General features: G+C 70.5%; 12 protein-coding genes. 8 read left to right on the top strand and 4 right to left on the bottom strand.

Translation table 11 applies throughout. The annotated features are described in order from the left end of the window. Positions 1-90 precede the first annotated feature (90 nt). Positions 91-1,086 carry an ATP-binding protein gene (locus ACFW9Z_RS12530; protein WP_384638505.1) on the top strand — a complete coding sequence of 332 codons (996 nt, stop codon included), beginning with the start codon at positions 91-93 and terminating at the stop codon, positions 1,084-1,086. A 188-nt stretch (positions 1,087-1,274) separates the two neighbouring features. On the opposite strand, the gene ACFW9Z_RS12525 is transcribed toward ACFW9Z_RS12530, so the two are convergent. Then, positions 1,275-2,591: a hypothetical protein gene (locus ACFW9Z_RS12525; protein WP_384638844.1), complete on the bottom strand. Its 1,317-nt coding sequence runs from the start codon at positions 2,589-2,591 to the stop codon at positions 1,275-1,277. Positions 2,592-2,877: 286 nt separating this feature from the next. On the opposite strand from ACFW9Z_RS12525, the gene ACFW9Z_RS12520 reads away from it, so the two are divergent. From ACFW9Z_RS12520 to ACFW9Z_RS12495, 6 genes are all read left to right on the top strand, one after another. Continuing rightward, on the top strand, positions 2,878-5,463 hold the full coding sequence (locus tag ACFW9Z_RS12520; RefSeq protein ID WP_384638502.1) for a SulP family inorganic anion transporter: 2,586 nt from the start codon (positions 2,878-2,880) through the stop codon (positions 5,461-5,463). 301 nt (positions 5,464-5,764) lie between these two features. Further along, positions 5,765-7,762 carry an acetate--CoA ligase gene (gene acs, locus ACFW9Z_RS12515; protein WP_384638499.1) on the top strand — a complete coding sequence of 666 codons (1,998 nt, stop codon included), beginning with the start codon at positions 5,765-5,767 and terminating at the stop codon, positions 7,760-7,762. A 188-nt stretch (positions 7,763-7,950) separates the two neighbouring features. Then, entirely contained in the window at positions 7,951-9,411 is a 1,461-nt protein-coding gene (gene nhaA / locus ACFW9Z_RS12510) for a Na+/H+ antiporter NhaA (RefSeq protein ID WP_384638496.1), read from the top strand. Between the two features lie 40 nt (positions 9,412-9,451). Continuing rightward, entirely contained in the window at positions 9,452-9,985 is a 534-nt protein-coding gene (locus ACFW9Z_RS12505; RefSeq protein WP_384638493.1) for a phage holin family protein, read from the top strand. After that, a complete protein-coding gene (locus ACFW9Z_RS12500; protein WP_384638491.1) occupies positions 9,982-10,959 on the top strand; it encodes an alpha/beta fold hydrolase in 978 nt (325 codons plus the stop codon). Before ACFW9Z_RS12505 ends, ACFW9Z_RS12500 begins: the two co-directional genes overlap by 4 nt. Before the next feature lie 115 nt (positions 10,960-11,074). Beyond that, a complete protein-coding gene (locus ACFW9Z_RS12495; RefSeq protein WP_384638488.1) occupies positions 11,075-11,308 on the top strand; it encodes a hypothetical protein in 234 nt (77 codons plus the stop codon). Positions 11,309-11,390: 82 nt separating this feature from the next. Here the strand turns inward: ACFW9Z_RS12495 and ACFW9Z_RS12490 are convergent, their stop codons facing one another. The 3 genes from ACFW9Z_RS12490 to nth form a co-directional block, all read right to left on the bottom strand. Further along, positions 11,391-12,596, bottom strand: a complete 1,206-nt coding sequence (locus tag ACFW9Z_RS12490; RefSeq protein ID WP_384638485.1) for a MarP family serine protease — start codon at positions 12,594-12,596, stop codon at positions 11,391-11,393. 90 nt (positions 12,597-12,686) lie between these two features. Continuing rightward, positions 12,687-13,415, bottom strand: coding sequence for an NUDIX hydrolase (locus ACFW9Z_RS12485; protein WP_384638482.1), 729 nt, complete (start codon positions 13,413-13,415; stop codon positions 12,687-12,689). A gap of 127 nt (positions 13,416-13,542) precedes the next feature. Beyond that, entirely contained in the window at positions 13,543-14,376 is an 834-nt protein-coding gene (nth, locus tag ACFW9Z_RS12480; protein ID WP_384638479.1) for an endonuclease III, read from the bottom strand. A gap of 348 nt (positions 14,377-14,724) precedes the next feature. Between nth and ACFW9Z_RS12475 the strand changes: the two genes are divergently transcribed. Next, positions 14,725-15,399: a Crp/Fnr family transcriptional regulator gene (locus tag ACFW9Z_RS12475; protein ID WP_003967450.1), complete on the top strand. Its 675-nt coding sequence runs from the start codon at positions 14,725-14,727 to the stop codon at positions 15,397-15,399. Positions 15,400-15,572: the final 173 nt, after the last annotated feature.

Genomic DNA, 15,572 nt, shown 5'->3' with positions numbered 1-15,572 from the left:
TACGCGCCCCCTACACCCGGACCACCCTCAAGTGGCCATCTTCACGAACATCAACAGCACAGCGCGATCGACCCACTACCCTAGGTGAACATGAAGATCGCTTTCGTCGGGAAGGGCGGCAGCGGAAAGACCACGCTGTCCTCGCTCTTCATCCGCCACCTCGCCGCCAATGAAGCCCATGTCGTCGCCGTCGATGCCGACATCAACCAGCACCTGGGGGCCGCCCTCGGCCTCGACGAGGCGGAGGCGGCCGCACTGCCCGCCATGGGTGCGCACCTCCCCCTCATCAAGGACTATCTGCGCGGGACCAACCCCCGTATCGCCTCCGCCGAGACGATGATCAAGACGACTCCGCCCGGCGAGGGTTCGCGGCTGCTGCGGGTCCGCGAGGACAACCCGGTCTTCGACGCCTGCGCGCGTACGGTCCGGCTCGACGACGGGGACATCCGGCTGATGGCCACCGGACCGTTCACGGAGTCCGACCTCGGGGTGGCCTGCTACCACTCCAAGGTCGGGGCCGTGGAGCTGTGCCTCAACCACCTGGTGGACGGCCGGGACGAGTACGTGGTGGTCGACATGACGGCCGGGTCGGACTCGTTCGCCTCCGGGATGTTCACGCGCTTCGACATGACGTTCCTGGTCGCGGAGCCGACCCGTAAGGGGGTGTCGGTGTACCGCCAGTACAAGGAGTACGCACGGGACTTCGGCATCGCGCTGAAGGTCGTCGGCAACAAGGTGCAGGGCCCGGACGACCTGGACTTCCTGCGTGCGGAGGTCGGCGAGGACCTGCTGGTCGGGGTGGGCCACTCCGACTGGGTGCGGTCGATGGAGAAGGGGCGGCCGTCCCGGTTCGAGCTGCTGGAGGCCGACAACCGGATGGCCCTCCAGGCCCTCCAGGACGCCGCCGAGGACTCGTACGAGCTGCGCGACTGGGAGCGTTACACCCGGCAGATGGTGCACTTCCACCTGAAGAACGCGGAGAGCTGGGGCAACGAGAAGACGGGCGCCGACCTGGCCGCCCAGGTCGACCCCGCCTTCGTGCTCGGTGAGCGGCATGCCGGGGCGGGCATCCCCGCGCCCGCCTGAGCCACCACGCCTGCGTCCCGTCGGCGCCCCCCGCCGCGCCCCCATCCCCATAGCCCCATGCCCCATGCCCCGCCCCTCCCCGTCACCCGGCGATGTTCGACCCGGGTGACGGGGAGGGGCCGTCCCGCCGGAGTGACAGGAGGGGGCCGTCCAGCAGGGTTACGGGGAGGGGTGGCCGGCCCCGTCGGTCATCCGGCCTCCGGTCCGGCCGCCTTGTCCTTCTCGGGCCGGACGGCCGCGGCGGCCTGGGCGCCGAGGTAGTTCTGCCAGCCCTCCTTGGGCGCCTCGCCGACGCCGAGCGTGGTGAGCTTGGCCAGCGTCTTCGGGTCCTGGACGTCCAGCCAGTCCGCGAGCTGCTTGAAGGACACGCAGCGCACGCCTTCCTTGGTGCACACCTTCGCGATGGTCTCCTCGATGGCACGCATGTAGGTGCCGCCGTTCCAGGACTCGAAGTGGTTGCCGATGATCAGCGGCGCCCGGTTGCCGTTGTACGAGCGGTCGAAGGCCTGGAGCAGGCCGTCACGCATCTGGTTGCCCCAGTACGTGTGCTGGGAGGGGTCGCCCTGCGTCTTCGTACCGGACTGGTTGACCATGAAGTTGTAGTCCATGGAGAGGGTCTCGAAGGCGCGGCCGGGCATCGGGACGAGCTGGAGCGGGATGTCCCAGACGCCGTCCTTCTTCTTGGGCCAGACCTGGTTGCCGACACCGCTGGAGTCGTAGCGGAAGCCCATGTTCCGGGCTGCGGCGACCATGTTCTTCTGCCCTTCGAGGCAGGGGGTACGGGCGCCGATCAGCTCCTGGTCGTAGTCGAAGGGGAGCGGGGCCTCGTCCTTCAGCTCCGGAACATTGGTCTTCCAGTTCTTGACGAAAGCTTTCGCCTGATTGATCTCGCTCTTCCACTCCTCCACGGACCAGGTGCCGACACCGCGGTCCGGGCCGCAGAAGTGGCCGTTGAAGTGGGTGCCGATCTCGTTGCCGTCCTTCCAGGCGGCGCGCACTTCGGCGAGGGTGTTGCGGATGCCCTCGGTGTCGTTGAAGCCGATGTCGGAACGGCCGGCGGCGTGCTGCGGCGGCGCATAGAGGGATCGTTTCTCCTCGGGCAGCAGATACACACCGCTGAGGAAGTACGTCATGGTGGCGTTGTACTTCTTGGCGACGCCGCGGAAGTGCGAGAAGAGCTTCTGGCTGTCCTCTCCGGCCCCGTCCCAGGAGAACACCACGAACTGCGGGGGCTTCTGACCCGGCGCCAGGCGCTGAGCGGCCTGCACCTTGGGCTGAACTCCGGTGAAGGCGGTCGAGCCGTCCCCGATGAGCTTGACGGCACTCTTCGGGGCAGCCTCCGGAGCGTTCTCCTTGGCACCGTGGGCACCCTTCTCCGCACCCGCGCCCGTACCGGCCTCCCCGGACGCGGACCCTCCGGATCCCGCACCGGAGCAGCCCGCGAGCACGGTGACCAGCGCCGTCGCCATGACGCCCATCGCGATCCTCTTCGTGGCGGCCATCATCCGCCCACCCTCTTCCTTGCAGGTCATTTGCGTTGAAGTGCCGACACGGCGCGGCCAAGGTCGCACGCAGCCGTGCGGGAGGAGAGCGACAGGCCGAATGAAAAGCTGCCTATTCACTTGAATGAGTGACGCAGTGACCTAAATGCCCTGAATGCGAAGCGCTGAACTTTACTCTCCATTACCATTCGTTTACTGAGAGTTGAGAGATCCCGCCGCTGCACGCCGTGACTCACGGCCGCGCCCCTGACGTCCTCGCGACCGCGCTGCCTCCGGAGGAGACGGGAACATGTCCGCCTGCGTACCCACTCGTCATGACCGCACATCCCGCAGTCCGCGCCTCAGCGGCTCCTCGGGAGCGAAGAGCCCGCACGGCCCACCGCCGCCCGGCGGCCGACGGCTGCGCATCGCGGGCGCGGATGTGTCCGCCTCCATCACCGTCTTCCTGATCGCCGTCCCGATGTCGCTCGGCCTCGCCCTCGCCGTGGGCGCCCCGCTGGAGGCCGGGCTGGTGGCCGCCGCCGTCGGCGGCATCGTCGCCGGGCTGTTCGGCGGGACACCGCTCCAGGTCAGCGGCCCTTCCGCCGGGCTGACCGTGGTCACGGCCGAGCTGATCCAGATCTATGGATGGCGCACCACCTGCGCCATCACCATCGGCGCCGGGCTGCTCCAGATCCTCCTCGGCACCCTGAGAGCTGCGCGCAACGCGCTCGCCGTCAGCCCGGCGATCGTGCACGGGACACTCGCCGGCATCGGTGTGGCCATCGCGCTCGCCCAACTGCACATCATGCTGGGCGGATCACCCCAGAGCTCCGTCGTCGCCAACGCCCTCGCCCTGCCGGAGCAGCTGGCCGGGGTCGGTCCGGCGGCCCCGCTCATCGGGGTGCTGACCATCGCCGTCCTGCTGCTGTGGCCCCGGCTGCCGGGGCGGGCGGGCCGGACGGTACGGAGAATCCCGGCCGCGCTCGCCTCGGTGGTGGTCGCGACGGCGGTGGCGGCGGTGGCGACGCCCGGTCTCGCCCGGGTCGACCTGCCGTCCTGGCGGTCGCACGCCCTGCCGGAGCTGCCCCAGGGGCCCGTGCTCGCCCTGGCCACCGCGGTGTTCACCGTCATGCTGGTGGCCAGCCTGGAATCGCTGCTCGCCGCGGTGGCCGTGGACAGGCTGGCCGCCGACCGCTCGGGAGAGCCAACGCCCGCACCGACGGCCTCATCGACACCTGCTCCCTCCCCCATCGCCGTCCCGCCCCGGGTTCCGCCCCAGGGGTCCGATCTGGACCGCGAGTTGCGCGGTCAGGGTGTCGCCAACACGCTGACCGGGCTGCTCGGCGGACTCCCGGTGGCCGGGGGCGTGGTGCGGGGTTCGGCCAATGTTCGGGCCGGAGCGACGGGGCGCGCCTCCACCGTGCTGCACGGGGTCTGGGTGCTCCTCGCGGCGGGCCTGCTGGTCACCGTGTTCGAGTGGATTCCGCTGGCCGCGCTCGCCGCCCTGGTGATGGTGGTCGGGATCCAGATGGTGAGCTTCGCGCACATCCGTAACGTCCGCAGACACCGGGAGTTCCCCGTCTACGCGGCCACGGTCGCCGGGGTCGTCGCCTTCGGCGCGCTGGCGGGCGTCGCGGTCGGGGTGGCCGTGGCGGTGGTCGTCTCGCTCCACCGCCTGGGCCGCACGAGGATCACCGTGACCGAGCGGGACGGGCGCCATGTGGTGACCGTCCACGGCCAGTTGACCTTCCTGGCCGTCCCCCGGCTCACCCGGACCCTCGGGCAGCTCCCCCCGGGGATCGACGCGACCGTCGAGCTGGACGGGTTCTTCATGGACCACGCCGCGTACGAGGCGATCCGGGCCTGGCGCGGCGCGCAACTCGCCCAGGGCGGCCGGATCGCCTTCACCGGCCGGTCGGGCAGCCGCATCGCCGAACCGGCAGCCGCAGCCGTCTCCTCCTGCTGCCGCCCCTGGACCCCGTGGCGCAACCACCATTGCCACGACCGCCCCACCCATCCCACAGGAACCACCGACAACACAGGCACCACAGGCACCACTAGAACCACTGCTACCACCGACCTCACCAGCCCCACCGCCCCCGAAGCCACCGCCAACCCCGCCGACCCCGCCGGCAGCCTCCCCTCCACCACCCGCCCCACCGGGGACGGCAGGAAGAGCGGCGCCCACCGGCTGCTCAGCGGCCTGAGTTCGTTCCAGCGGAACACCGCCCCGCTCGTGCGCGACGAGCTGGCGCGGCTCGCCTCCGAGGGCCAGAGCCCCTCGCAGCTCTTCATCACCTGTGCCGACTCCCGCCTGGTCACCAGCATGATCACGTCCAGCGGTCCGGGCGATCTCTTCACCGTGCGCAACGTCGGCAACCTCGTGCCCGCGCCGGGCTCCGTGTCGGCGGAGAGCGGCGACGACTCGGTGGCCGCGGCGATCGAGTACGCGGTGGACGTGCTGCGCGTCGAGTCCATCACCGTCTGCGGGCACTCCGGCTGCGGCGCCATGCAGGCGCTGCTCAAGGGCGAGCCGGAGCCCGGTCCGGACAGACCGCGCACTCCCCTGTGGCGCTGGCTGCGCCACGGGCTGCCGAGCCTGGAGCGGATGGCCTCGCGCCGCCACTCCTGGGCGCGGATCTCCGGCCGGCTGCCCGCCGACGAGGTCGAGCAGCTCTGCCTCACCAATGTGGTCCAGCAGTTGGAGCATCTGCGGGCGAACGAGGGGGTGGCCCGCCGGCTCGCCGAGGGGACGCTCCAGTTGCAGGGCATGTACTTCCATGTCGGCGAGGCCCAGGCGTATCTGCTGACCGAAGGGGCCGGCTCCGGAACGGGACCCGCCGAGGTCTTCGACCGGGTCGGCACCGGAGAGCTGGAACGCGCCGGCGTCTGAACCGGGCAGCCCCCGGGTCCGTGAGACCTGATGACCCCGCTCCCAGGAACCCGAGCCGTACAGCAGGCAGACGCACAGAAGGCAGACGCACAACAGGACGCTGTACAGAACGCCGTACAGGACGCCGTACAGCACCCAGCAGGACCCGTACGGCAAGGAAACGAGCCACGGGACGACTTTGCGCCACGCGTCGTAAAGCCGCCCTGACCTGCGGAGCGGGATCATGCTTCCATACACGAAGACACAGGTCTAAACCAATTCCCGGCAGACACTTGTCACCCGGCCCCGCGCCTGATGAGCTATGCCCCGGGACACAACGGACACCCTGGGACTGGGAGAAGTCGTGAGCAACGAGAGCCTGGCCAACCTGCTTCGGGAAGAGCGGAAGTTCGCTCCGCCTGCCGAGCTGGCCGCCAACGCCAACGTCACCGCAGAGGCGTACGAGCAGGCCGAGGCGGATCGGCTGGGCTTCTGGGCCGAGCAGGCCCGCCGCCTGACGTGGGCCACCGAGCCGACCGAGACCCTCGACTGGAGCAACCCGCCCTTCGCGAAGTGGTTCGCGGACGGCAAGCTGAACGTCGCGTACAACTGCGTGGACCGCCACGTCGAGGCGGGCAACGGCGACCGGGTCGCCATCCACTTCGAGGGCGAGCCCGGCGACAGCCGCGCCATCACCTACGCGGAGCTGAAGGAAGAGGTCTCCCGCGCCGCCAACGCGCTGACCGAACTGGGCGTCACCAAGGGCGACCGGGTCGCCGTCTACCTGCCGATGATCCCCGAGGCCGCCGTCGCGATGCTGGCCTGCGCCCGCATCGGCGCCACGCACTCGGTGGTCTTCGGCGGCTTCTCCGCCGACGCCATCGCCACCCGCATCCAGGACGCGGACGCCAAGGTCGTCATCACGGCCGACGGCGGCTACCGCCGCGGCAAACCTTCCGCGCTCAAACCGGCGGTCGACGACGCCGTCTCCCGTATCAAGAGCGTCGAGCACGTCCTCGTGGTCCGCCGCACCGGTCAGGACACCGCCTGGACCGAGGGCCGCGACGTCTGGTGGCACGAGATCACCGCCCGGCAGTCCGCCGAGCACACCCCCGAGGCCTTCGAGGCGGAGCAGCCGCTCTTCATCCTCTACACCTCGGGCACGACGGGTAAGCCGAAGGGCATCCTGCACACCTCCGGCGGCTACCTCACCCAGGCCGCGTACACGCACCACGCGGTCTTCGACCTCAAGCCGGAGACCGACGTCTACTGGTGCACTGCCGACGTCGGCTGGGTGACCGGTCACTCGTACATCGTCTACGGGCCGCTGGCCAACGGCGCGACCCAGGTCATGTACGAGGGCACGCCCGACACCCCGCACCAGGGGCGCTTCTGGGAGATCGTGCAGAAGTACGGCGTCACGATCCTCTACACGGCGCCGACCGCGATCCGTACGTTCATGAAGTGGGGGGACGACATCCCCGCCAAGTTCGACCTGAGCAGCCTCCGGGTCCTCGGTTCGGTCGGTGAGCCGATCAACCCCGAGGCGTGGATCTGGTACCGGAAGCACATCGGCGCCGACAAGTGCCCCATCGTGGACACCTGGTGGCAGACCGAGACCGGCGCGATGATGATCTCGCCGCTGCCGGGCGTCACCGCGACCAAGCCGGGAAGCGCCCAGCGCGCCCTGCCCGGGATCGCGGCCACCGTCGTGGACGACGAGGCCAACGAGGTGCCGGACGGCGGGGGCGGCTACCTGGTCCTCACCGAGCCGTGGCCCTCCATGCTCCGCACCATCTGGGGCGACGACCAGCGGTTCCTCGACACCTACTGGTCGCGCTTCGAGGGCAAGTACTTCGCGGGCGACGGTGCCAAGAAGGATGAGGACGGCGATGTCTGGCTGCTCGGCCGGGTCGACGACGTCATGCTCGTGTCGGGCCACAACATCTCGACCACCGAGGTCGAGTCGGCGCTCGTCTCCCACCCGTCGGTCGCCGAGGCGGCCGTGGTCGGGGCGAACGACGAGACGACGGGCCAGGCCATCGTCGCGTTCGTGATCCTGCGCGGCAGTGCGACCGCCTCCGACGAGCTCGTAGCGGAGCTGCGCAACCACGTCGGGGCGACGCTCGGCCCGATCGCGAAGCCCAAGCGGGTCCTGCCGGTGGCCGAGCTGCCCAAGACCCGGTCCGGCAAGATCATGCGCCGCCTGCTGCGCGATGTCGCCGAGAACCGCGAGCTGGGCGACGTCACCACCCTCACCGACTCCTCGGTGATGGACCTGATCACCACCCAGCTCCCGTCCGCCCCCTCCGAGGACTAAAAACCGGAAAGATCTTCTTGTACGGCTCCGATGGGCATCCGGCACCGCGCCGGGTGCCCATCCGTGCTCCCGTACAGTGAAGGGCGTGCTGCCAGTGACGTCGTAGCGGCACGACACCGCCGTAGTGGCGAAAAATCTTCACAGGGGCGCCGGGAAGTCTGGTCGGCACGGTCATCAGCCATGGCATCATGCCGATCCCCACCCGGAGGTTCCCCCTCGTGGCCCCGCCCACCCCTGTGCCCCCCAACCCTGTGCCGCCCGCCCCCGCCCCGCCCCGCCGCACCCTGCTCGGCCGTCTTCCGCTTCCCGAGCGGAACTACCTGGCGGACGCGCTCCGCACCGAGACCGTCGGCGGCCTGATCCTGCTGGCCGCCGCCGTCACCGCGCTGATCTGGGCGAACACCTTCGACGGCTCGTACGCGGCCGTCAGCGGATTCCACTTCGGCCCCGCCTCCCTCGGCCTGGACCTCTCCGTGGCGCACTGGGCGGCGGACGGGCTCCTCGCGGTCTTCTTCTTCGTCGTGGGCGCCGAGCTCAAGCGCGAGCTGGTCGCGGGCCAGCTCCGCGACCCCAGGGCGGCCGCCCTCCCGATCGTGGCGGCCCTGTGCGGTATGGCGGTGCCCGCGCTCGTCTACACGCTCACCAATGTGGTGGGCGGCGGTTCCCTGAGCGGCTGGGCCGTACCCACCGCCACCGACATCGCCTTCGCACTCGCCGTCCTCGCGGTGATCGGTACCTCGCTGCCCGCCGCACTGCGGGCCTTCCTGCTCACCCTCGCCGTCGTCGACGACCTCTTCGCCATTCTGATCATCGCGGTGTTCTTCACCGAGGACCTCGACTTCCTGGCCCTCGGCGGTGCCGCCCTCGGCCTGGCCGTCTTCTATCTGCTCCTCCGCTTCGAGGTCCGGGGCTGGTACGTCTACGTACCGCTCGCGCTGGTCATCTGGGGCCTGATGTACAACAGCGGCGTCCACGCCACCATCGCCGGGGTCGCCATGGGGCTGATGCTGCGCTGCACCCGGCGCGAGGGCGAGGCGCACTCCCCCGGCGAGCACATCGAGCACCTGGTGCGCCCGCTGTCGGCCGGGGTCGCCGTACCGCTCTTCGCCCTCTTCGCCGCCGGGGTCTCCCTCAAGGGCGAAGCGCTGGCCGGTGTCTTCACCCGGCCCGAGACCCTCGGTGTGGTCCTCGGACTCGTCGTCGGCAAGGCGGTCGGGATCTTCGGCGGTACCTACCTCACCGCCCGCTTCACCAAGGCGGAGCTGAACAAGGACCTGGCCTGGGCGGACGTCCTCGCGGTCGCCTCACTCGCAGGTATCGGGTTCACCGTCTCGCTGCTCATCGGCGAGCTGTCCTTCGCGGGCGACGCGGCCATGGTCAACGAGATCAAGGCCGCCGTGCTGCTCGGCTCCCTGATCGCGGCCGTACTCGCCTGTGTCCTGCTCAGGCTGCGGGTGCGCCGATACCGCGAGCTGTACGAGGCGGAGGAGCGGGACGAGGACGCGTCGGGGGTGCCCGACATCTATGAACAGGACGATCCGGGGTACCACCTGCGGATGGCCGCGATCCATGAGGAGAAGGCGGCCGAGCACCGCCGTCGCGCCCAACAGGCGGGGGCAACGGGCAATGAGCCGGACAGTCCGGCATGATCTGACATCGGATGTGTCGAAGACGGAGAGGGAGTCAGGGATGAGCGACCCCGGCAACTACGTGGGCAGCGCGGACCGCAGCATCGGGCAGCTGGTCGCCGCGGCGACGGCCGAGATGTCCGCGCTGGTGCACGACGAGATCGCCCTGGCAAAGGCGGAGGTGCGGCAGGACGTCAAGCGCGGGGCGATCGGGAGCGCGGCGTTCATCGCGGCGGGCGTGCTGCTTCTCTTCACGATGCCGATGCTGAGTTTCGCGGCGGCGTACGGCATCCACAACCTGGGCCTGGGCCTGGCCTGGTCGTTCCTGATCGTGGCGGGCGCCTTCATCCTGCTGGCCGCCCTGATCGGCTTCATCGGGCTGCGGAAGTTCAAGAAGATCAAGCCGCCGGAGAAGTCCATCGCCTCCGCCAAGCAGTCCGCCGCCGTCCTCCAGAACGCGAAGCCGCACCCGCGCCCGGCGATCGAGGCCGAGGCGATCCTCCGGCGCTCGGGCTCCAGCCTCGCGGCGGGGACGGGCGTCGAGAGCCTGCCGGGCAAGGACAGGGCCGCCTCTGTGGCACGCTCGTCCACATGACGGTTCCCGATTCCAGCGCATCCGGCCCGGCGGGCCCGTGGACGAGCCCGGCCGGTGCCGGGGGCCCCGTACGGATCGACGGCCCCTGGACCCACCGGGACGTGGCCGCCAACGGGGCCCGGTTCCACATCGCCGAGATGGGTGAGGGGCCGCTGGTCCTCCTCCTGCACGGCTTCCCGCAGTTCTGGTGGACCTGGCGCCACCAGCTGCCCGCGCTCGCCGATGCGGGCTTCCGGGCCGTCGCGATGGACCTGCGCGGGGTGGGCGGCAGCGACCGCACCCCGCGCGGTTACGACCCCGCCAACCTGGCGCTCGACGTCACCGGGGTGATCCGCTCCCTCGGTGAGCCGGACGCGGCCCTGGTCGGCCACGATCTGGGCGGCTACCTCGCCTGGACCGCCGCCGTGATGCGGCCCAAGCTGGTGCGCCGACTCGTCGTCTCCTCCATGCCGCACCCGCGCCGCTGGCGCTCCTCGATGCTCTCCGACTTCGCGCAGTCCCGGGCGGGCTCGTACATCTGGGGCTTCCAGCGCCCCTGGCTGCCGGAGCGTCAGCTCGTCGCGGACGACGCCGCCCTGGTGGGCCGGCTGGTCCAGGACTGGGCGGGGCCCCGGACGCCGGACTTCCCCGACGAGGAGACCCTGGACGTCTACCGGCGGGCCATGCGCATCCCGTCCACCGCCCACTGCTCGATCGAGCCGTACCGCTGGATGGTCCGGTCGATGGCGCGTCCCGACGGGGTCCAGTTCAACCGGCGGATGAAGCGGCCCGTCCGGGTACCCACCCTGCATCTGCACGGATCGCTCGATCCGGCGGTCCGGACCCGGAGTTCGGCGGGGTCCGGCGAGTACGTCGAGGCGCCCTACCGATGGCGACTTTTCGACGGTGTCGGTCACTTCCCCCACGAGGAGGATCCGATCGGCTTCTCCACCGAACTCATCAACTGGCTCAAGGACCCCGAGCCCGACCGGTAGCCGCGCGCCCGCCGGGGGAACAGCCGTCCGGCGAACAGCCACTTGCCTGCCGCATAAGCCAATTGGCTGACTCGCGCACGATTACCGACCTTGGGTCAGGGGCAGACGTCGGGGTATGGGCTGGACGCACGACTTCACTGACGAAGCACGCAACCGCCGCTCCACCGCGTCAGCGGGTGCGAGCACTCATGAGGGGGGCGGCCCCCTGGGCCGGGTGCACGATGTGCAGGACCTTCATCCTCAGCGGCCCGGGACCCACCGTCCCGGTACGCACCGGCTCGGGATCTCGCGCATCCTCCGCCGTCGGGCCCGCTGGGTCTCGGCGCGGCTGCGCCACCCCCGTAGCTGATCTCTTCTGATCTCTCCCGACAACCTCGCCCCCGTCGACCGGCTCGCGCCGGCCGGCGGGGGTCTTCAGGGCCCCGCCCGCCTCAGAGGGCGCAGCCCTGGCTGTCGACCTGCTGGTTGGCCGTGCGGCCGATCTCGATGTCCTCGCGGATCTCGTCGGCCGTCAGCGCGTAACCGGTGTCCGCGTCGTCGAGCGACTTGGCGAAGACCACTCCGTACACCTTCCCGTCCGGAGTGAGCAGCGGGCCGCCCGAGTTGCCCTGGCGCACGGTCGCGTAGAGGGAGTAGACGTCACGGCGGACGGTGCCCCGCTGGTAGATGTCGGGCCCGTTGGCGTCGATACGGGCGCGGACCCGGGCCGAGCGCACGTCGTACGCGCCGTTCTCGGGGAAGCCCGCGACGATCGCGCTGTCGCCGCTCTCCGCGTCGTCGTCCGTGCCGGTGAACTCCAGGGGCGTGGCCCTGAGGTCGGGGACGTCCAGGACCGCGATGTCGCGCTGCCAGTCGTAGAGGACCACCTTCGCGTCGTACAGCCGGCCCTCGCCGCCGATCTGGACGGTCGGCTCCTCGACGCCGCCGACGACATGGGCGTTGGTCATCACACGGCGCTCGGCGAAGACGAAGCCGGTGCCTTCGAGGACCTTGCCGCAGCTCGGAGCCGTACCCACGACCTTGACGATCGACTTCTTGGCGCGCGCGGCGACCGGGCTGCCCACCAGCGCCGGATCCGGGGCCTTGACCTCGGTGATCGGCTCGTTGGCGAAGGGGCTGAAGACCTGCGGGAAGCCGTTCTGGGCCAGGACGGAGGTGAAGTCCTTGAACCAGTTGGGCGCCTGTTGGGGCATTACGCGGGTGACGCCGAGCAGCACCGAGGAGTTGCGGGCCTCCTTGCTGACGGTCGGCAGCGCGGTGTTGGCCAGCAGCAGGCCGATCAGCCAGGCCACCAGCAGCATGGCCACGACATTGACCAGGGCACCGCCGGTGGCGTCCAGGGCGCGCACGGGCGACCACGTGATGTACCGGCGCAGCCGGTTGCCGAGGTGAGTGGTGAAGGCCTGGCCCACGGAGGCGCAGACGATCACGATGACGACCGCGGCGATGGCGGTCGTGGTGGAGACCTCGGAGCCGTCGGTCACCCGGTCCCAGATGATCGGGAGCAGATAGACCGCGACGAGGCCGCCGCCCAGGAAGCCGATCACCGACAGGATGCCGACGACGAAACCCTGGCGATAGCCGATGACCGCGAACCACACGGCGCCGAGCAGCAGCAGGATGTCCAGCACGTTCACCGTCTATAGCCTCGCAGTTTCGTCACCTGGCCCGTCGGTGGTGACGGGGTCCGGGCCGGGCCCGGAACAGCGCAGCAGACAGCCAGCGTGTCATGCGCGCCAGTCGAGCGGCACCTGTCTGGCCCGGTCCCACGGGCGTTCCCAGCCCGCGTAGTGCAGGATCCGGTCGATCACTCCGGCCGTGAAACCCCAGACCAGAGCCGATTCGACCAGGAAGGCCGGGCCGCTGTGGCCACTGGGGTGCACGGCCGTGGCCCGGTTGGCCGGGTCGGTGAGATCCGCCACGGGAACGGTGAAGACCCGGGCCGTCTCGGCCGGATCGACCACCCCGACCGGGCTGGGCGCCCGCCACCAGCCGAGGACGGGCGTCACGACGAAGCTGCTGACCGGGATGTAGAGCCGGGGCAGTACGCCGAAGAGCTGGACGCCCCGGGGGTCGAGACCGGTCTCCTCCTCGGCCTCCCGCAGCGCGGCCCGCAGCGGCCCCGTGGTGGCCTGGTCGCCGTCCTCGGGGTCGAGCGAGCCGCCGGGGAAGGACGGCTGCCCGGCGTGCGAGCGCAGGGTTCCGGAGCGCTCCATGAGCAGCAGCTCGGGGCCGCGCGCCCCGTCCCCGAAAAGGATCAGGACGGCGGACTGCCTGCCCGCCCCGCTCTCGGGCGGCAGGAAGCGGCTGAGCTGCTGCGGCTGGACGCTGCGGGCGGCGCGGGCCACGGGGTCGAGCCAGGCGGGCAGGCCGTCGGTGCTCACGTCGACCGCCGCGCGGGCGGCTGCCGCACGGGTCTGCGCGTGTGGATCCGTGTGCGTGTGCATGTGCGTCATCGGCACCCCCCTCGTTCCCCTTGTCTCACAACGCCTGTCGTCGGCCATTTCGTTCCGAGCCATTTCGTCGTTCGTCCGAAGGGTCTTCCGGAGGTTCGTCCGGAGGGTGCCCGATGCGGCGGTTCCCTCATACGGCTCCCAGGGCGGGAGCGGGCTTGCCCGGGAAGTCCGGGGGCGGGCTGAGCCGCTGGCCCGGATAGCCGCCCATCTCGTACTTCAGGAGCTTCCGCGCCTTCTCGGGGTCGGTCTCCCCCTCACCGTACGAAGGGCAGAGCGGGGCGATGGGGCAGGCGCCGCAGGCCGGTTTCCGGGAGTGGCAGATCCGGCGGCCGTGGAAGATCACCCGGTGCGAGAGCATCGTCCACTCGCTCTTGGGGAAGATGTCGGCGATCACCGCCTCGACCTTCACCGGGTCCTCCTCGTCCGTCCACTTCCAGCGCCGGACCAGGCGGCCGAAGTGCGTGTCCACGGTGATGCCGGGGACCCCGAAGGCGTTGCCCAGCACGACGTTGGCGGTCTTGCGGCCGACGCCGGGCAGCTTGACCAGGTCATCCAGACGGCCGGGGACCTCACCGCCGAAGTCGTCCCGCAGGGTGGCGGAGAGGCCGAGGAGGGACTTGGTCTTGGCCCGGAAGAAGCCGGTCGGCCGGATCAGCTCCTCCATCTCCTCCGGGACGGCCGCCGCCATGTCCTCGGGCGTCGGGTAGGCGGCGAAGAGCGCGGGGGTGGTCTGGTTGACCCTCAGGTCGGTGGTCTGGGCGGAGAGGACCGTGGCGACGAGCAGCTCGAAGGGGTTGCGGAAGTCCAGCTCGGGGTGGGCGTACGGATAGACCTCGGCCAGCTCCCGGTTGATCCGGCGCGCGCGGCGGACCAGCGCGAGATGGGACTCACCCTTGGGGACCTTGGGCGCTTTGACCGCTTTGGTCACCTTGGGTGCCGTTCCGGTCTTCGACGATGTCACTGCGGGCCTCCTGGCCGTCTCACGGACCGCTTTCCCGGTCCCTCCAGGGAGCCATTTGCGGCACTCTCCGGGCGAACCGGGGAGTGTTCGCCCACAGCGGAATCGCGCTTCCCCGACACCCCATCAGCCCCCTCGGCCCGTGTACTCCCCGGCATTCTGGACACCCGGCCAGCCTAGAGCCAGCCACTGACAACCGCCCCGGTCACCGCGTATCCACCCCCGATCGGCCCCCTGCCGTAGGGAGCGGCACGCCCGTGCGTCAAACTGGTTTGTGATTGATCGCACTGTTTTACCGTCCGGCATGATGGGGACCACGGTTCCCTGAACAGGCCGACAAGGAGAGAACTCGTGGACGACGTTCTGCGGCGCGCCCCGCTTTTCGCGGCGCTCGATGACGAGCAGGCCGCGGAGCTCCGCGCCTCGATGAGTGAGGTGACCCTCGCGCGCGGCGACGCGCTTTTCCACGAGGGCGACCAGGGTGACCGCCTGTACGTGGTCACCGAGGGCAAGGTGAAGCTCCACCGCACCTCGCCCGACGGGCGCGAGAACATGCTGGCCGTGCTCGGCCCCGGCGAGCTGATCGGGGAGCTCTCGCTCTTCGACCCCGGCCCGCGTACGGCGACCGCCTCCGCGCTGACCGAGGTCAAGCTCCTCGGCCTCGGCCACGGCGACCTGCAGCCCTGGCTCAACGCCCGGCCCGAGGTCGCCACCGCGCTGCTGCGCGCGGTCGCCCGGCGCCTGCGCAAGACCAACGACCAGATGTCCGACCTGGTCTTCTCCGATGTGCCGGGCCGCGTCGCCCGCGCCCTCCTGGACCTGTCGCGCCGCTTCGGCGTCCAGTCCGAGGAAGGCATCCACGTCGTCCACGACCTCACCCAGGAGGAGCTGGCCCAGCTGGTCGGCGCCTCCCGCGAGACGGTCAACAAGGCCCTCGCGGACTTCGCGGGCCGCGGCTGGCTGCGCCTGGAGGCGCGCGCGGTCATCCTGCTGGACGTGGAGCGGCTGGCTAAGCGTTCGCGCTGACCCCGTGATGTGAGCTCATGCGCGGAGGGCCCCGCGCCGACCTGACGTACGTACGTGCTCCGGTCGGCGCGGGGCCCTTCACGTTCACGCGTGGCCCTATGGGTTCACGCGGGCCCTATCAGGCAGGTTCACGCGCGACCCCATAGGGCCCGCGTGAACCTGATAGGGCCCGC

It is taken from the genome of Streptomyces sp. NPDC059452, assembly GCF_042750035.1.
Lineage (GTDB): Bacteria > Actinomycetota > Actinomycetes > Streptomycetales > Streptomycetaceae > Streptomyces.
This window is presented reverse-complemented; position numbering and strand designations above follow the sequence as displayed.